At 72.5% G+C, this 16,265-nt stretch carries 15 protein-coding genes and 1 riboswitch; of the genes, 4 read left to right on the top strand and 11 right to left on the bottom strand.

The window, feature by feature from the left end; translation table 11 throughout:
* The first annotated feature begins 70 nt into the window (after window positions 1-70).
* Together ABD932_RS35520 and ABD932_RS35515 are read left to right on the top strand one after the other, a co-directional pair.
* Window positions 71-604 (top strand): RNA polymerase sigma factor, encoded by a 534-nt coding sequence (locus ABD932_RS35520; RefSeq protein WP_345019334.1) that lies wholly within the window; start codon window positions 71-73, stop codon window positions 602-604.
* Entirely contained in the window at window positions 597-1,586 is a 990-nt protein-coding gene (locus ABD932_RS35515) for a CU044_5270 family protein (RefSeq protein ID WP_345019332.1), read from the top strand. Before ABD932_RS35520 ends, ABD932_RS35515 begins: the two co-directional genes overlap by 8 nt.
* Here the strand turns inward: ABD932_RS35515 and ABD932_RS35510 are convergent, their stop codons facing one another.
* Window positions 1,587-2,435, bottom strand: coding sequence for a bifunctional 5,10-methylenetetrahydrofolate dehydrogenase/5,10-methenyltetrahydrofolate cyclohydrolase (locus ABD932_RS35510; protein WP_345019331.1), 849 nt, complete (start codon window positions 2,433-2,435; stop codon window positions 1,587-1,589). It abuts the gene before it with no gap.
* A gap of 22 nt (window positions 2,436-2,457) precedes the next feature.
* Window positions 2,458-2,541: riboswitch (ZMP/ZTP riboswitch) on the bottom strand.
* 307 nt (window positions 2,542-2,848) lie between these two features.
* On the opposite strand from ABD932_RS35510, the gene ABD932_RS35505 reads away from it, so the two are divergent.
* Window positions 2,849-4,033 (top strand): alanine--tRNA ligase-related protein, encoded by a 1,185-nt coding sequence (locus ABD932_RS35505; RefSeq protein ID WP_345019329.1) that lies wholly within the window; start codon window positions 2,849-2,851, stop codon window positions 4,031-4,033.
* Window positions 4,034-4,100: 67 nt separating this feature from the next.
* Here ABD932_RS35505 and ABD932_RS35500 read toward each other — a convergent pair whose 3' ends face one another.
* Complete coding sequence (locus tag ABD932_RS35500) at window positions 4,101-4,466, bottom strand: nuclear transport factor 2 family protein (RefSeq protein WP_345019328.1); 366 nt, start codon at window positions 4,464-4,466, stop codon at window positions 4,101-4,103.
* Between the two features lie 170 nt (window positions 4,467-4,636).
* Here ABD932_RS35500 and ABD932_RS35495 point away from each other — a divergent pair, with 170 nt between their 5' ends.
* A complete protein-coding gene (locus ABD932_RS35495; protein ID WP_126388268.1) occupies window positions 4,637-4,897 on the top strand; it encodes a hypothetical protein in 261 nt (86 codons plus the stop codon).
* Window positions 4,898-4,970: 73 nt separating this feature from the next.
* Here ABD932_RS35495 and ABD932_RS35490 read toward each other — a convergent pair whose 3' ends face one another.
* From ABD932_RS35490 to ABD932_RS35450, 9 genes are all read right to left on the bottom strand, one after another.
* Window positions 4,971-6,182: a type III PLP-dependent enzyme gene (locus ABD932_RS35490; RefSeq protein ID WP_345019326.1), complete on the bottom strand. Its 1,212-nt coding sequence runs from the start codon at window positions 6,180-6,182 to the stop codon at window positions 4,971-4,973.
* Window positions 6,179-7,984: an IucA/IucC family protein gene (locus ABD932_RS35485; protein ID WP_345019324.1), complete on the bottom strand. Its 1,806-nt coding sequence runs from the start codon at window positions 7,982-7,984 to the stop codon at window positions 6,179-6,181. The genes ABD932_RS35490 and ABD932_RS35485 overlap by 4 nt, the downstream gene beginning before the upstream one ends.
* Window positions 7,984-9,192 carry an MFS transporter gene (locus ABD932_RS35480; protein ID WP_345019322.1) on the bottom strand — a complete coding sequence of 403 codons (1,209 nt, stop codon included), beginning with the start codon at window positions 9,190-9,192 and terminating at the stop codon, window positions 7,984-7,986. The genes ABD932_RS35485 and ABD932_RS35480 overlap by 1 nt, the downstream gene beginning before the upstream one ends.
* Window positions 9,189-10,877 carry an IucA/IucC family protein gene (locus tag ABD932_RS35475; RefSeq protein ID WP_345019320.1) on the bottom strand — a complete coding sequence of 563 codons (1,689 nt, stop codon included), beginning with the start codon at window positions 10,875-10,877 and terminating at the stop codon, window positions 9,189-9,191. Before ABD932_RS35475 ends, ABD932_RS35480 begins: the two co-directional genes overlap by 4 nt.
* Window positions 10,874-12,049 carry an ATP-grasp domain-containing protein gene (locus ABD932_RS35470; protein WP_345019319.1) on the bottom strand — a complete coding sequence of 392 codons (1,176 nt, stop codon included), beginning with the start codon at window positions 12,047-12,049 and terminating at the stop codon, window positions 10,874-10,876. Before ABD932_RS35470 ends, ABD932_RS35475 begins: the two co-directional genes overlap by 4 nt.
* A gap of 87 nt (window positions 12,050-12,136) precedes the next feature.
* The gene (locus ABD932_RS35465) at window positions 12,137-13,153 is read right to left on the bottom strand and encodes an ABC transporter substrate-binding protein (RefSeq protein ID WP_345019317.1); all 1,017 of its coding nucleotides are present in this window, start codon (window positions 13,151-13,153) and stop codon (window positions 12,137-12,139) included.
* Between the two features lie 30 nt (window positions 13,154-13,183).
* Window positions 13,184-14,002, bottom strand: coding sequence for an ABC transporter ATP-binding protein (locus ABD932_RS35460; protein WP_345019824.1), 819 nt, complete (start codon window positions 14,000-14,002; stop codon window positions 13,184-13,186).
* A 119-nt stretch (window positions 14,003-14,121) separates the two neighbouring features.
* Window positions 14,122-15,171, bottom strand: a complete 1,050-nt coding sequence (locus tag ABD932_RS35455) for a FecCD family ABC transporter permease (protein ID WP_345019316.1) — start codon at window positions 15,169-15,171, stop codon at window positions 14,122-14,124.
* Between the two features lie 44 nt (window positions 15,172-15,215).
* A complete protein-coding gene (locus ABD932_RS35450) occupies window positions 15,216-16,244 on the bottom strand; it encodes a FecCD family ABC transporter permease (RefSeq protein WP_425587567.1) in 1,029 nt (342 codons plus the stop codon).
* Window positions 16,245-16,265: the final 21 nt, after the last annotated feature.

The following is a 16,265-nucleotide window of genomic DNA, read 5'->3' as shown; positions in this document are numbered from 1 at the left end:
ACTCTGAGGACGCGACAAGAATCACGGAAGCGGGTGTGACGATCCGGCGGGTGCCGGACACGAACGGGACATGAGCAACGACGAGATCTTCGCCGCTGCCTATCGCGAGCACTACTGGGCGGTCAGCCGCTATGTCGCGCGGCGACTGGACGGGCGTACGAGTGAGGTCGAGGAAGTGGTGGCGGAGGTGTTCACCGTCGCCTGGCGGCGCCGGGACGACCTCCCGGCCGCCCCGCTGCCCTGGCTGTACGGCGTGGCACGCAACTGTCTGGCGAACGCGGTACGCGGCTACGGGCGCAGTCGGCGACTGGTCGACCGGCTCGGGAACGACGACACGGCGCACGGCCGGCACATCGAGGCCGGCCCCGGCGCCGAGTCACCCGGTGCCTGGGTGCACGACGCGCTCGCCCGCCTCTCCCCGGCCGACCAGGAGGTGCTGCGGCTGACGGCGTGGGAGGAGCTCGGTGTCGACGAGGTCGCCGTCGTGCTCGGCTGTGGCCGCCGGGCCGCGTCGATGCGGCTGCACCGGGCGCGGCGCCGGCTGAGAGCCGAGATCGACCGCATGAGTCCCACGACCCCGGCAAAGGAACACGGCCATGGCTGACGAACTCGACCTCCTGCGCGGCGCCAACCCGGTGCCGTCCGACGGCCCTCACTTCGGCGACGGGCCGCTCGACCACAACGCCGAACGGCACCTCGACCGGCTGCTGCACGAGCGCCCTTCCGACGCCCGCCGTGGGCCCCGGCTGCTGTGGGGCCTCGCCGCCACCGGCGTGGTCGCCGCGCTCGTGTCGGCGTTGCTGTTCACGGGCCAGACCACCGCGCCCGCCATCGCCGCCCCCCGCCCGCTGGTCGTGCGGGCCGACTCCACCCCCGTGTCCCTGAAGACCCTGGCCGAACGCGCGAGAGCCGACGCGCGGGACGGTGCGCCCGGGCTCCGCAAGGGCACGCACGTGCAGTCGTGGAGCATGGGCATGTCCGAGGACAAGCCGCCGATCACCCTCCCCGAGGAGCGCATCGTCCGCTGGAACGCCGACGACAGCCACACGGAGATCGTCGTGGCGACCGACCCGCGCCATCCGGGCCGGCCCGTCCTCGTCGAGGGGGGCGGCGAGCCGCGGGTCGTCGACGACGGCCACGTCCTCAGCAGGCGGACGTACCCGCCGAGTTGGAGCGACGCCCCGCCCAAGTCGCCGCCCCCGCACGACGCCGTAGAGCTGAGCGCCTATCTGGAAGAGGCGGTGCGTGCCTTCCTGTCGGACCACAGCGAGCCGCTGAGCACGTCCGAACTGCTGGATGCCACGAAGATCCTGCTGGACCACTGGACTCTCGGCGCCCGTGAGTCCGCTGTGCTCGCCGAACTCCTGGCGGACGCCGACGGGCTGCGCCCCGTCGGGCAGGTCAGGGACCGGCTGGGGAGGAGCGGGCAGGCGTACGTCTACGAGACGTCCGGCGCCCGCCACATGCTGATCATGGACCCCTCCGACGGCGCCGTCCTCGGCCTGGAGACGACCTTCACCAAGGCTGAGTCCGAGTACGGCGTCAAGGCCGGCGACGTGATGTCGTACAGCGCCTGGATGCGCTGATCACACCCCGAGCTGCCGGGCGGCGGCGTCCACGGTCTGCTCCAGCAGCGTGGCGATCGTCATCGGACCGACGCCGCCCGGCACCGGCGTGATCAGCGAGGCCCGCTTGACGGCGGAGTCGAAGTCGACGTCGCCGACGTTGCCGGGGCTGTACCCGGCGTCGATCACCACGGCGCCGGGCTTGACGTCCTGCCCCCGGATCAGCCGCGGGCGCCCCACCGCCGCGACGACGATGTCCGCCTCGCGGACGGCCGCCGACAGGTCCGTCGTACGGGAGTGGCAGTACGTCACCGTCGCGTCGCGCGCGAGCAGCAGCATGCCGGCCGGCTTGCCGAGGATCGCGCTGCGGCCGACGACCACGGCACGACGGCCCGCCGGATCGACACCGTACTCGTCGAGCAGCCGCATGATCCCGCCGGGCGTGCAGGACACGAACCCCGGCAGCCCGAAGCTCATCGTGGCGAAGGAGGCGAAGGTGACACCGTCGACGTCCTTCTCCGGCGCGATCGCCTCGAACGCGGCCCGCTCGTCGATGTGCGGGCCCATCGGGTGCTGGAGCAGGATGCCGTGCACACCGGGATCGGCCGACAACTCGCGCAGGGTGCCGACGAGTTGCTCGGTGGTGGTGTCGGCGGGCAGCGGCACATGGCGTGAGGTGATACCGGCCGTGCGGCACCGGTTCCGCTTCATCCGGACGTAGGTGACGGACGCGGGATCCTCGCCGACCAGTACGGTCGCGAGGCAGGGCGCGGTGCCGGTGCGTTCGGTGATGTCGGCCGCCCGCTTGGCGGTCTCCTCGACGATGCGCCGGGCGAGCGCGGTGCCGTCCATGAGTCTGGCCTGGGTCATGATCCACTCCTGGGCTGGGTGTCCGGTTCGCCCAGGCGCACGGCATCGACTCTGCGAGGCCGCTCCCCGGTGGTACTCCACCTCAGCGCCAGTCACGGCCCACGGCCACCATAGCGGAGGCTGTCCGCGGCCACGGAGGCTGCTCAGGCCACGCACGCTGTTCAAGGCTCGGGCCCGGAAAATCCCGGCGACGGCTCGGAGCCCGGCTGTTACCGTCGATTCCATGAAGGTCATCAGGCACACCCGCACCGCAGCCGCGCGAGCGACCAGCTCCCCGGCTGCCCACGCCTGATCCCACTTCTCCCGGCGGCCGGAAACGGACCGCCGGTGTGCGCGACCCTCATCCTCCTCGTCGCACTCTGTTCCGCGGCTCGTTCCGGTCGTCATGCCCCGACGACCCGAAGGAACCCGCGATGAACACCACGCCGACCACCGACCAGATCGTCCGCACCTTCACCGACTTCTTCCGCGAACGGGGCCACGAGCAGGTCACCGGCGGCACCCTCCTGCCGCCGCCCTCCGACCCGGTGCTGTTCACCACCTCGGGCATGCACTTGCTCACTCCCTATCTGGAAGGCCGCCCGCATCCCCTGGGACGGCGCCTGGTCAACGTCCAGCGCTGTCTGCGCACCAGCGACCTCGACGAGGTGGGCGACCCGACCCATCTGACGATGTTCGAGATGCTCGGCTCCTGGTCCTTGGGCGACTACGGCCATTCACAGAGCCTGCGTTGGGGACACGAGCTGCTGCGCGACGGATTCGGTGTCCCGCCGGAGCGGTTGTACGTCACCGTCTTCGGGGGAGACGACCAGGTCGGCCCCGACAGTGAATCGCTGCGCACCTGGCGGGAGTTGGGGCTGCCCGTCGAGCTGACTCGCGAGGAGAACTGGTGGTCCCACGGCCCCGTCGGCCTGTGCGGCCCCGATTCCGAGATCTTCGTCTGGACCGGTGATCCGGGCACGCCACCACAGGGCACCCCCACCACCGACCCCCGGTGGGTCGAGGTGTGGAACCACGTGAACATGCGCTACCGCCGGCTCGGGGACGGCAGTCTCCAGCCCCTCCAACAGCCCGGTGTCGACACGGGTATGGGACTGGAGCGGCTCGTGACGGTGCTGCAGGGCCACAACTCCGTGTACGACAGCGACCTGTTCGAACCCTGGATGAGGGTCCTGCCCTCGCTGTGGCACCTGGACGAGACGTCGCGGCGCCTCGTCTGTGACCACCTGCGGTCCGGCATCGTCGTCATCGGCGAAGGCGTACGGCCCTCCAACACCGGACGCGGCTACGTCCTGCGCAGGCTGATCCGCCGTGCCCTCACCACTCTGTGGCGCGACGACCCCTCGCGCACCCTCTCCGACCTGCCCGAGGAGGTTCTGCGGCACACGCTGGACCACTTCCGCCGGCCCGGCGGAACAGGTCCGGTGCGCGAGGTGCTGCTTGACGAGGAACGGCGGTTCGGCAGGCTGCTGGAGCGGGGGCGCCGGGTGCTCGGCAGGCCGGAGTTCGACGGCCCGTTGAGCGACGAGGACTACCGCTACCTCCATGACACCCACGGACTGCCGCGCGACCTGGTCACGACGCTGAGAACCCCTTAGACCATGGCGAAGGTCCAGGTCAGCCGTGAGGTGGCCTGGACCGTCGGCCGTTCCCTTCCCGCCTTTCCTACTCGTCCCACGCCTCGATCAGGATCTGCCGGGAGATCTTGCCGTCGCGCAGCGTGATCATGGACTCGGACAGGACGCGCACCCCGTCCGCGTACTCGCACGACTCGCTGTAGGCCGCCCGGTCCCCCTGGATGACGCATCCCTCCAGCTTGTGCGTCATGTCGCGGCTGTAGACGTCGAGGAGCATGTCGGCGATCTCGTTCCGGCCGTGCAGCACCTTGGGGTGGCTGGGCTGGGCGTTGCGGTTGACGACGCGCAGTTCCGCGTCGTCCGCGTACAGCGACAGAAGTGTCTCCGGGGTCTGTCCTTCTATGCCCCGGCGCAGTGTCTCGGTGTCGAACGAAGGGCTTGTGGCGGTGCCCATGGTGACCTCCTCCGAGGCCCGCGGCAGGACGAGGGGCGGCCGCGAAGACCTCTCCTCCGAGAGTCCTCCGCCTCGCCGGACTCGGCAAGCGCGCCCGGTGCGCTGGGCCTGACGGGTGAGCGCCGCCGGGCGGCCGTGTCCGGCGGCGGGCCGCCCGCGTTGCTGAAAGCATGATCTCAACACGACGTATCGCAGCCGCCGTTGGTCTCGCCGCCGGCATCACCGGCCTCGCCGCTCCGCTGGCGAACGCGCACCCCGTGGACACCCGGAACGCGGGCGGACCGCTGAACCCGATCAGCACGCTCGACTCGCTCGCCACGACCGGCATCCCCGAGCAGCACAAGACCCGGGTCCCGCGGGTCTCCCAGCAGCTGGGGCACCTCGACCGCATCAACGCCCTGAACCCGGCGCAGCTGGGACACCTCCGCTAGGGCACCGACACACCGAAAGGGCCGCCCGGATCGTGCCGGGCGGCCCTTCGTGTGTGCCGAGAGTGACGACTCGCTACCCGGCGCTTCCGTCCCGCGGCGACAGGAAGTGGAAGCCCGGCCCGGGATGCATCAGGAAGTCGTGGTGGGAGATGTTCCACGCATAGGCGCCCGCCAGTGAGAACACCACTAGGTCCCCGGCACGGAGCCCGGCCGCGGGCACCCGGCGGGCCAGCACGTCCTTCGGCGTGCACAGCTGACCGGCCAGCGTGATCCGCTCGCCCTCCGCCGCGGGCCGCGGCCAGGGGTGCGGCCAGGAGTCCACCGGCAGCACGGAACAGGGCTGGTCGTGGCCCTTCGTCGCCGGGGTCCGCAGATGGTGCGTGCCGCCCCGCACGACGGCGAACTCCTCGCCGTGGCTCCGCTTCACGTCCAGCACCTCGGTGGCGTACCAGCCGCAGTACGCCGTGAGCGCCCGGCCCGGCTCGATGCGCAGGGTCAGCCCCGGGTGCGCCTCGGTCAGGCGGGCCAGCCCCTTGCCGTACGCGGCCCAGTCGAAGCGGCGCTCCGGGTCGGCGTAGTCGACGTGCATGCCGCCGCCGACGTTCACCTCGGCGAGCGGCACACCCAGGCCCGTCGCCCAGCTCACGATCGACTCCGCCACCGCGACCTGCTCGGCCGCCTCCAGGCCGCTGGCCAAGTGGGCGTGGATGCCGCGCAGTTCGAGGTGCGGATACGTCCCGTCCGTCAGCGCACGCACGATCTCGACGGTCTGCGCCGGGTCCGTCCCGAAGGGCGTCGGACGGCCCCCCATCGCCAGCGAGCTGCCCGCCAACGACCCGTCGGCCACCGGCAGGTTGACCCGTGGCAGCACCGCCACCCGCCGCCCCGGCGCGTGCGCCCGCGCCAACTCGGCTAGCACGCGCAGCTCGTACGCGCTCTCGACGTGGAAGCGCTCGACTCCCGCCCCCAGCGCGGCCGCCACCTCGTCCGGCGTCTTCCCGGGACCGCCGAAGGCGAGCGGTCGGCCCGGCACGGCCTCGGCGACGTGGGCGAGTTCGCCGCCCGAGGAGACCTCGTACCCGTCGACGTACGGGCCGAGCGCGGCGAGGATCTCCGGCTCCGGGTTGGCCTTCGCGGCGTAGTACAGCTCGACCCGCTCGGGCAGGGCGTCCCGCACGGCGGCGGCGTGGTCGCGCAGCGACGCCAAGTCGTAGATGTACGCGGGCAGTTCGGCGGGCCGCAGGGACAGGGCGCGGTCGCGGACCGCGGGTGTCGGCTCGGTCATCGGGTGCCCCCGGTCGTGTCACGCAGGACGGTGGCCCTCGTCGCGCCGCCCAGGACGGCCTCGGCGAGCGGGGACGGCAGCCGGACATAGCCGGCCTCACGGTCGGCCTTGCGCTCCCAGCGGGTGAGCAGGTTGGCCTTGGCGGGCAGTGGCACGCCCGCGAGCAGGGCCGCCATGCGCGGCGGGCAGCCGAACCGGTCGGTGTACGACTCGAGCGTGGCCCGCACCCGCGCCCACAGCGCGGCCTCCGCCGCCGGGTGCAGGTCGGCGAGGGCGGCGAGCAGCTCGGCGACATGGTTGACCAGCAGGCAGTACACGACCCGGTCCCAGCCGCGCTGCGCGTCGTACGTCATCGGGCCCGCGACCTCGGGCGGCAGCCCGGCGAGCGTGTCCGCGTGGTGGTCGGGGACCAGCTTGGTGCCCTCCAGGTCGCGGAAGAGGACCTGGGCGGGCCTGCCGTCGCCGTCGACGCAGATCAGGACGTTCTGCAGGTGGGGTTCCAGGACCAGGCCGTGGTCGAAGTACGCGGCGAGGACGGGCGGCAGGAGGAGGTCGAGATACGCCGACCACCAGTCGAGAGCCGCCTGCTCGTCGGCGCCGGCGAGGAGCCGGGAGATGTGCGCGGCGCCGGTCGGGTACTCGTCGGCGACCGCGGCCGCCAGCAGGGGAGTGGTGCCCGGCGCGAGCCGCTGCGGCAGGCCCTCGCGGACGATGACGCCGAAGCCCTCGAAGAGCTCGCGGTCCGGCGTCCCGTCCGGGCCGGGGAGGGCCAGCGTGCGGTAGGCGGGCTCGCGCAGCACCGCGCTGCCGGGGAACCGCTCTTCCAGGTCGGCGAGGGCCGGGGCCAGGACGCGGGTGAGGGCGACGGCGCCCGACAGCTCGTAACTGCTGTTCTTGCGCAGGCAGTTGGTGATCCGCACGTTCAGGCTGAATTTCAGGAAGCTGTCGCCGTCGTACAGGGTGCGGACGGACGCGGTGGCGGCGAAGGGCCGTCCGCCGGGGCCGAGGTCGAGGACGTCGCCGCGGTCGAGGGCCGCGCGGAGCAACGGGTGCTCGCTGAGCGTCTCGTACTGCCACGGGTGGGCGGGCAGCAGACGGTAGCCCTCGGGGAGGTCCGTGCGCTGCCCGTCCAGCGGGGCGACGGCCGAGGCGTCGGCGTACTCCTCGGCGACCAGGTCCGCGCGCACGGCGAGGTGCCGCAGCGGGAAGGCGGCCCCGACCTCCGGGGCGTAGGCGGACCAGGCGCGCGGATCGCCGGTGCGGGCCTTGGGCGTGGGGTGGAAGCGGTGGCCGAAGAGCAGGGACTGCTCGGAGGCGAGGTAGGCGGAGAGCCGGTCTCCGGAGGCGGAGTCCGAGGGACCCCGCGTGCCGGACAGCGCGGTCGCCACCGCCTCGTGGCTGGAGGCGATCTGCTCCAGGAACTCCTCGTTGCGCACGCCCGTGCGCAGCGTCAGCTCGTCGTGCGTGTACTCGGCCAGGCGACGCCAGTCCACCTCGGTCCAGTCGCCGTCGCGCTGTTCGCTCACCGGCCCGGTGAACCGGTGCGCCCCGAGCAGCGAGGTACGGCGCAGGGCGGCGCGCAGCAGGACCCCGCGGCGGGGCAGGCGCAGCAGCAGGTGGCCGTCGGTGACCACGGTCTGGTGCTCGGGGCCGGAGACCTCGCGCAGCAGGCAGTTGAGCAGAGTGTGGGCCACCGCGTCCTCGGCGGTGGGCAGAGAGGTGCGGGCGACGGGGGTACCGACCTCTTCGAGCGAGGTCGAGAGCTTGGGGGCGCTGCCGAGCGAGTCGGTCAGGGAGGGCATCAGCTGCTCCGGCGGGTGCGGTGGTTCAGTGTGGGGAGTGAGGAGGGGAGGAGCGTGGCGAAGACGGTGACGGCGGCGGCTGCGCCGCCGATCAGCACGGGCGCGGCCGGTCCGAAGCGGGCACTGCCCGCCGCCGCGGCCACGCCGGCGGCGATCGCGCCGGCCTTGGAGAAGAACTCCAGCGACCCGAACATGCCGCCCGGCGCACGGCCCTTGGCGCAGTCGGCGGCCAGCACCGACAGGCACACCAGGCCGAGGGTGAGTCCGGCACCCAGCAGCAGTCGTACGGGGATCAGCGAGGCCAGGGAACCGGCAATCCCGTGTCCGGCGAGGCCGAGCGCGATACAGGCGAAGCCGAGCGCGATCCCGGCCCGCGGACGGTCCCGGAACGCGGTGTGCACCGCCAGCGCCGACACCAGATAGACCAGGTGGGGCAGGGCGAAGAGCACACCGGACAGGACCGGTGAGGTCCCCGGTATTCGGGCGTCGACGAGCGCGATCAGGTAGGGGAAGGAGATGACCGTGGAGAAGACGAAGGCGAACTCCAGGGCGTAGAGCACCTTCAGTGAGACCACCGGGGTCGCCTCGTCGGCGGCCTCCGGCCGGCTCTGTGGCCGCTCTACGGGCTCGGGCTCGGGCAGCGCGGCGAGCAACAGCGCGGCCGTCAGCGGCAGTACGGCGAGCAGTGCGTACTGGCGGTGCGGGGAGAGCCAGCCCGACAGGGAGCCGACCACGATCGGCGCCACGACCAGCGCCGCCCGCGCGCTGCCCTGCATCAGGGTGAGCGCCTTGGACAGCGCGGGGCCCTCCAGCGCGGCGCCCAGATAGCCGTTGGACGCGGCGAACGTGCCGCCCAGGATTCCCTGCAGCACCAGCGCCACCGTGAAGGTGGCCATCGAGTCCGCCCAGCCCGCCAGCACGAAGGACACCGCGAGCCCCAACTGGGCGCGCAGCAGCAGCCGTTTACGGCCGTACCGGTCCGCGAGCCGCCCCCACAGCGGGGCGCCGAGCGCGCCGAACACGGTCGGCACGATGTACAGCACCCCCGCCCAGCGGGCCTGGTGGTCGCCCAGCTCCGGCAGGATCTCGGTGAGATACGGCGGCAGCCCCAGAGCCGCGAACGACGCCACGAAGTAGCAGCCGGCCACCGCCTGCACATGCCCGCGCCCGAACCCGGAGCGCGGCATGCGCAGCGCCTGCGCGCTCATGCCGAACCACCGCCGGGCAGCAGGTAGTTGGGGCCGCTCGTGTAGTGCTTGTTGATGTCGGCCGCACCCGAGCGCTCCTTGGACAGCAGCGTCCCCGCCGAGACCATCGCCTTCACCGGCAGCCGCGGCGCGTCCAGGACACGGGCGCGCAGGACGGCCGCCGCGTCGCCGCCGAGCCGGTCCACGGCCTCCGACAGCCGGTCGCGGATGAGGTCCAGCAGGGCGTCACGATGCTTCGGCAGTCCGAACGCGTAGGACCCGGCGCACAGATGGACGGTGATGGTGGCGAACACATCGGCCACCGGCCCGTCGTCCGTACCGAAGATCCGCGCGTCGTCGAAGTCCCACGGCCCGGGGAGTACGGCGTCCAGCCGCTCGGCGTTGATGCGCGGCCCGTCGTTGTCCTTGAACAGCAGCCGCAGGTCGCCGCCCGGCCGGAGCACCACCGAGATGTTCTGCTGGTGCGACTCCAGCGCGATTCCGTACCCGAAGAGCGTGGTCTGCCAGTCGAACAGCAGCGTCAGGAGGGCGTCCAGCAGGGCTAGCGGGTCGCCGCCGTAGAAGCGGTCGGCGAGATGGTCGACGACCGGCCGTCCGCCGGAGGCCTCCGCGAGGAGGGCCGCCATTGGAACGACCGTCGAGTCGTCGAGCCCGGCGGGGTAGCGGCGGCACAGGACGGCGAGCAGCTCGTGGCCTGCGTGCGCGTACGTCGTCTCGTCGGCGTGCAGGATCGTGTCCCGGAAGCGGGGTTCACGGGCGATCACGGCCTCCAGCAGCCGCTGTCCCACCGCGCCGTCGACGAGTGTGCCGGGCTTGACGGTCCGCTTGTTGCGCATGCCCAACGTGGCGGTGGCCAGGGGGAGTTTGAGGTGAAGGGAGGGATCCGCGACCGTGGCGACGGTGCGCATCGACAGGGTGGGTACGACGTCGAGGTGGGCGCGGTCGGCGAGGACCGCGCCGTCCGGGAGGCCGTCGGCGTCCGACAATGCTTCGACGGTCAACGGGTGGACGGGCAGTGCGAGATGGGTGTCCTGCACCTCGGTCAGGCCGAGCGTCGCCGGGGTGGGCCAGAGCTCCGGGAGCGTGCCGGTCAGGGTGACCGCCTCCCGGGGCAGAGCGAGCCACCGCAGCGCGAAGCGCGGGTGGAACTCCGGGGCATACGCCCGCAGTTGCTCCGCCGTCAGTCCGGAGCGGCCGCGCGCGGTCGGGTAGACGGGGTGGTCGAGGCGAGCGGCGAGCGCGTCGTACGCCAGAGCGCCGCCGAGGCCGGTCCCGGGTTCGAGCCGCGCCAGGACCTCCGTCCGCGTCGCCGCGTGCAGCCGTGTCGTGGCGAGCGTCTGCCGGCACTCCTCGGCGAAGGCGTCGAAGCCGCCCCGGTCCACGGGCTCGGCGAGCTCGCGCAGCGCGCCGAGCACGGTGTCGTACGACGTCAGCTCGGTGCCGTCGGCTTCCCGCACGAGGAGCGGCAGCCGGGCGGCGTACTCGCACTGGTAGCCGTCCTCCTCGACGGGCAGCAGCAGCGCGTCACCCTCGGGTGTGGGCAGCCTCAGCCAGTCACCGTTCGGCCGGTGCTCGAGGACACTGCGCGTGCGCAGCCCGACCACGTCCTCGCGCAGCAGGGCGCTCAGCACACGGGTGAGCAGCAGCTCCGCCTCGCAGGTGTCCGTCACGGTCGGGGCGGTCACGGCTGGATCTCCCACTGCCGTTCGGCCAGGAAGTCGGCCACCGCCCGGTCCACCGTGCCCTGGTCGGTTCCGGTGGCCCGCAGCACCCCGAGGTAGTCCCGGTTGGTCATGTACAGCTCGTGCCGCTCGCCCACGGACCGCAGCGGACGGTACGTCAGATGCACCCCGTCGACGTCGAGGTCCGTGGCCTCGGGGGCGCCGACCAGGGTGCCGGCGCGGTCGGCGCACGGGTACTCCAGGCGGGCGGCGCCGTCGCGCCGGGCACCCAGGTCGGCCGGGAGCGGCTCGCCCAGGTGGGTGCGCAGGATGTGCTCGAAGAGCGGGATCTCCAGCAGGCGGGCCAGCAGCAGATCGCACTGGTCGCCGATGGCGCGGTAGTTGACCTCGATGATCCGCGCCCGCCCCTCGTGCACCACGAACTCGGTGTGACAGGCGCCGAACCCGACGCCCAGCGCGTCCAGTTGCGCCAGGACCTGCTCGACGACCGGCTCGGGGTGGGCGGGGACGAAGGTGAGGCGCTCCTCGATGAAGTACGGCGGCGGCGACAGCTCGGTGTGGAAGCCGCCGAGCACATGGCGGACGTTCCCGTCGCCGAGGGTCTCCAGGGTGAACAGCTCGCCGGGGAGGTACTCCTCGACGACCAGGACCGCGTCCGGGCGGCGGTCCAGGATCGACTTGGTTTCCGCCACCAGGTCTTCCGGGCCGTGGACGAGGACGACGTCCTCGCTGGCCACGCCCTCGCGCGGTTTGACCACGCACGGGTACGGCGCGTCGCCGGGAGCGACCGGTTCGGTCAGCTCGGCCGACCAGACGGTGTCCACGCCGGCCGCGGCGAGGCGGCGGCGCATCTCGGCCTTGTCCTTGCAGCGCAGGGCGGCCCGCCAGTCCTTGCCGGGGAGGTCGAAGTAGGCGGCGGCCAGGGCGGCCTGGGTCTGGAGGTGGTCGCTGTTGGTGAAGACGGCGTCGGGGCGGTGGTGGGTGGAGATCCGGGTGATCACGGCCCGGTGGTCCCGGACGTCGCACTCCAGGACCTCGATCTCCGGGTAGGTGCGGCGGTGGGCGTCGGGCTGGTCGGTGAGGACGGTGACGTCCAGGCCCAGGCGGGCGGCGGCGGGCAGGAAGCCCTCGGTGACCGAGTCGGTCGGGTTGAGGGCGAGCAGGTACAGGCGCATGGCAGAGCAGCAACTTCCGCTAGCGGGTGGGGGGTCGGGGCGGGCCGAGCCGGTCGCGCGCGGCCCGCCCCGGAAGAACAGCGGCGGTTACTTCGCCGGGAGCTCCACGCCGGTGGCCTTCGCCACGTCCTTGAGCATCTCCTCGGCCGCCTGGACACCGATGCCGGACATCCACGTCTCGTCCGGGACCTCGAAGACCTTGCCGTCCTTCACGGCGGGCAGGCTCTTCCACACCGGGTTGGAGACGACCTGCGCCTTCTGCGTCTTGTCCTCGGCGTCGGCGGCGGTGACGAAGATCAGGTCGGCGTCGGCCTGGTCGATCTGCTCGGGGCTGACGTCCTTCATCGTGACCTCGGGGTCGCTGGAGATCTGCGTCTTCGGGCGCTGGAGGCCGATGTCGTTGAGGACCACGCCGCTGTAGGAGTTGGACTGGTACAGGCGGGTCGGACCGGCGATGAAGCGGACCACGGACGCGGTCGGCATGGTGCCGCCGTCCTTCTTCTTGATGGCCTCACCGAGCGCCTTGGCCTGCGTCTCGTACTCCTTCAGCTTGGCCGCGGCCTCCTTCTCCAGGCCCAGCGCCTCGGCGTGGACCTTGAGGTTCTCCTTCCAGACACCGCCGGTGGTCTCGGTGAACACGGTCGGGGCGATCGCGCTGAGCTTGTCGTAGACCTTCTCGTGCCGGACCTTGGAGGACAGGATCAGGTCGGGCTTGAGGGAGGCGATCTTCTCCAGGTTCGGCTCCAGGAGCGGGCCGACGTCGACCGTGTCCTTCAACTCGCCGTCCAGGTAGGTCGGGAAACCGCCCTCGGTCTTGAAGTGCGGGGCGACCGCGCCGACCGGGTCGATGCCGAGCAGGGTGACGTCGTCCAGCTCACCGGTGTCGAGCACGACGACCCGCTTCGGCTGGGACGGGATCTTCACGTCGCCCATCACGGTCTTGAGGGTGCGGGGGAAAGCGGTCGACGAGGCGCCGGAGGCCTTCGCCGTGTCGGCCTCGTCGGACGACTTCTCGCTGCCGCAGGCGGCCAGCACGGCCGTACCGAGCAGGACGGAGAGCAGCACGGCGAGGAGCCGGCCGAATCCGCGCAGGGGAGAGCGCATGAGCGTGGGGGACTTTCTGTTAGTGGTTGATCAGCCGGACACGGCGGAGTGCCGTACCGCGCTGCTCTTGGGGACGACCAGCGGGGTGCCGGTCTCCGGGTCCGGGATCACCCGGCAGTCCACGTCGAACACGGACTTGACCAGCTCCGCGTCGAGGACGTCGGCCGGGGCGCCGGCTGCGGCCAGGCGGCCGTCCTTGAGGACCACCATGTGGTCCGCGTAGCGGGCGGCCTGTCCGAGGTCGTGCAGCACCATCACCACGGTGCGGCCCGCCTCGGAGTGCAGGGCGGCGACCAGGTCGAGTACGTCGAGCTGGTGCCGGAGGTCGAGGAAGGTGGTGGGCTCGTCGAGCAGGAGCAGTTCGGTGTCCTGCGCCAACGCCAGTGCGATCCAGGCCCGTTGCCGCTGACCGCCGGAGAGGCGGTCGACGGGGTGGTCGCGCAGGGCCGCGGTGCCGGTGCGCTCCAGGGCCTCGTCGACGGCCTTCTGGTCGGCGGCGGACCAGGGGCTCAGCAGCCGCTGATGCGGGTACCGGCCGAGGCGTACGAGCGCTTCGACGGTGATCGCCTCCGGGGTGACCGGCTGCTGCGGGAGCAGACCCATGCGCAGGGCCAGCGTCCGCGCGGACATCCGGTGGATGTCGGCCCCGTCGAGCGTGACGGTCCCGGCGGCCGGGGCGAGGAGCCGGCTGAGGCCCCGCAACAGGGTCGACTTCCCACAGGCGTTGGGGCCGACGATGGCCGTCACGGCACCGCCGGGCAGCGTCAGGTCGAGACCGCCGACCACCAGCCGGTCGCCGTAGCGCAGGTCGAGGCCCTGGGTGGAGAGCTGGTTGGCGGTGGCGGGCATCTGCGGCTCCTGGGGGCCGGTCGGGGGCATGTGCGGTTCCTGGGGGTGCGGTTGCTGACGGCCGGTGGGCGGCATGTGCGGTTCCTGAAGGCCGGTCGTGTGCTCGTCCGGCGCGCCGGTCATCCGTGGCTCCTCTGGACCGGCGAGCTCTGGCGGAGCATCAGCACCAGCAGCCAGGGTGCGCCGAGCGTGGCGGTGACCGCGCCGACCGGTAGCCCCTCGATCGGCAGCAGGTGCTGCACGACGAGGTCGGAGGCGAGCAGCAGGACCGCGCCGGTGAGTCCGGCGAGGGCCAGGGACGCGGCGGTCGGCGGCCCGGTGAGGAACCGCACGATGTGCGGTACGGCGAGCGCCACGAACGTCACCGGGCCGGCCAGCGCGGCGGCCAGCGACGCCAGCACGACGGCGAGGACGAGAAGCTGGAGCCGGGCGCGGGAGGTGCGCAGACCGAGCGCGCCCGCCGAGTCGTCCCCGAGGTCGAGCACGGCCAATTGACGGTTCATCACCAGGGCGGCGGCGAGCGCCAGTACCATGGCGCCGCCCGCTCCCCACACCTCCACCCAGGTCCGCCCGTACACCGAGCCTGTGGTCCACTGCAGCGCGGATCCGGCGAGCTCGGCCGGAAAGCGCACGATCATCAGGTTCACGGCGGCCGCGAGCCCGGCCTGCACGGCGAGCCCGGTGAGCACCAGCCGGGTGACAGCGAGGCCCGAGCCCCAGGCGAACACGCCCAGCAGCAGCGCCGAGAGCAGCCCGCCGCCCAGGGCCCCGACCGGGATCAGCGACTGCGAGGCCCCGGCGGCGATCAACGCGACCGCGCCCAGTGACGCGCCGCCCGTGATGCCCATGACGTCCGGGGAGGCCAGCGGATTGCGGAACAGCCGCTGCAGCACACAGCCCGCAGCGCCCAGCCCGGCGCCGGCGACGATCGCGGCCACCGAGCGCGGCGCCCGGAACTCCTGCACCACCAGCACGTCGCCCGGATCCCCGAGGCCGATCAGCGCGCGCAGCGCGGTGCCGGCGGGCATCGGGATCTCACCCGTCGTCAGGGAGACGGTGAGCAGGGCGAAGAGGGCGAGGAGACCGGTGGTGGCGAACAGCAGCACGCGGCGGCGGATCCGGGCACGAGCCGTGGACCTCGGCCGGACGGGGACGGTCGTGGCGCTCATCGAGCCACCCTTCGTGGCGCTTGTGGAGCCACTTTTCGTCGTGCTCATCGGGCCACCCTTCGAGCCAGGAGCGCGAGCAGCGGCGCGCCCAGGAACGCGGTGACGATGCCGACCTCCAGCTCCGAGGGGCGGATCACCATCCGGCCGAGCACATCGGCCGCGAGCAGCAGCAGGGGACCGGCGAGCAGACAGCCGGGCACCAGCAGCCGGTGGTCGCCGCCGAGCAGCGGCCGTACGAGATGGGGCGCGGCCAGCCCGATGAAGGCGACCGGACCGGCCACCGCCACCGCCGACCCGGCGAGCAGCACGACCGCGATGCCGCCGGCCAGCCGGATTCGTGCCACCGGGACGCCGAGCGCCTGGGCCGAATCGTCGCCCAGGGCAAGGGCGTTGAGGGCGGGGGAGACGGCCAGTGCGACCACGAGGCCGAGCAGCAGGGTCGGCAGCACCGGCCACAGCACGTCGAGGGTGCGGCCGGAGAGCGACCCGGCCAGCCAGAAGCGGGCCTCGTCCAGGGTGCGCTGGTTCATCAGCATCACCGCCGACGTCCAGGACAGCAGCACCAGTTGGAGGACGGTGCCGCCCAACGCCAGCCGTACGGCGTCGATGTCCCCGGCGCGCCGGGCCAGCGCCTGGGCGAACACGGCGGCGCCTGCCGCGCCCGCGAACGCGAACCACACGTACTGGGCGGGGCTGTTGAGCTTCAGCGCGAAGATGGCGACGACGACCGCGAAACCGGCGCCCGCGTTGATGCCGAGCGTTGTGGGGGAGGCGAGCGGATTGCGGGTGATGCCCTGTGCGACGGCCCCGGCGACCCCGAGCGCGGCCCCGACCGCCAGGCCGATGACCGTACGCGGCAGCCGCAGCCCGGTCACCACGAGCGCGTCCCGCCCATGGGCGTCGCCGAACAGAGCCCCGGCCACCGTGGACAGGGGCACCGAACGGGCGCCGAGGGCGAGGCTCAGGGCGGTGCAGAGGGCGAGGGCGGCGATGCCGGTGAGGAAGATCGGTATGTGCCTGAGGGCACGGAAGGGCACACCTGTGGGGGGTGCGCCCTGTTGGGTCGCAGTCACAAGCCGTGAGATTAGGTTAGC

This window comes from Streptomyces shaanxiensis (genome assembly GCF_039537145.1).
Lineage (GTDB): Bacteria > Actinomycetota > Actinomycetes > Streptomycetales > Streptomycetaceae > Streptomyces > Streptomyces shaanxiensis.
Note: the sequence above shows the minus strand (reverse complement) of the source record. Positions and strands in the feature narration are given on the sequence as shown.

Bases quoted from the DNA above. Each gene is read 5' to 3' on its own strand.
- ABD932_RS35520 (WP_345019334.1), top strand. From the start codon at position 71: ATGAGCAACGACGAGATCTTCGCCGCTGCCTATCGCGAGCACTACTGG.
- ABD932_RS35515 (WP_345019332.1), top strand. From the start codon at position 597: ATGGCTGACGAACTCGACCTCCTGCGCGGCGCCAACCCGGTGCCGTCC.
- ABD932_RS35510 (WP_345019331.1), bottom strand. From the start codon at position 2,435: ATGACCCAGGCCAGACTCATGGACGGCACCGCGCTCGCCCGGCGCATC.
- ABD932_RS35505 (WP_345019329.1), top strand. From the start codon at position 2,849: ATGAACACCACGCCGACCACCGACCAGATCGTCCGCACCTTCACCGAC.
- ABD932_RS35500 (WP_345019328.1), bottom strand. From the start codon at position 4,466: ATGGGCACCGCCACAAGCCCTTCGTTCGACACCGAGACACTGCGCCGG.
- ABD932_RS35495 (WP_126388268.1), top strand. From the start codon at position 4,637: ATGATCTCAACACGACGTATCGCAGCCGCCGTTGGTCTCGCCGCCGGC.
- ABD932_RS35490 (WP_345019326.1), bottom strand. From the start codon at position 6,182: ATGACCGAGCCGACACCCGCGGTCCGCGACCGCGCCCTGTCCCTGCGG.
- ABD932_RS35485 (WP_345019324.1), bottom strand. From the start codon at position 7,984: ATGCCCTCCCTGACCGACTCGCTCGGCAGCGCCCCCAAGCTCTCGACC.
- ABD932_RS35480 (WP_345019322.1), bottom strand. From the start codon at position 9,192: ATGAGCGCGCAGGCGCTGCGCATGCCGCGCTCCGGGTTCGGGCGCGGG.
- ABD932_RS35470 (WP_345019319.1), bottom strand. From the start codon at position 12,049: ATGCGCCTGTACCTGCTCGCCCTCAACCCGACCGACTCGGTCACCGAG.
- ABD932_RS35465 (WP_345019317.1), bottom strand. From the start codon at position 13,153: ATGCGCTCTCCCCTGCGCGGATTCGGCCGGCTCCTCGCCGTGCTGCTC.
- ABD932_RS35460 (WP_345019824.1), bottom strand. From the start codon at position 14,002: ATGCCCGCCACCGCCAACCAGCTCTCCACCCAGGGCCTCGACCTGCGC.
- ABD932_RS35455 (WP_345019316.1), bottom strand. From the start codon at position 15,171: ATGAGCGCCACGACCGTCCCCGTCCGGCCGAGGTCCACGGCTCGTGCC.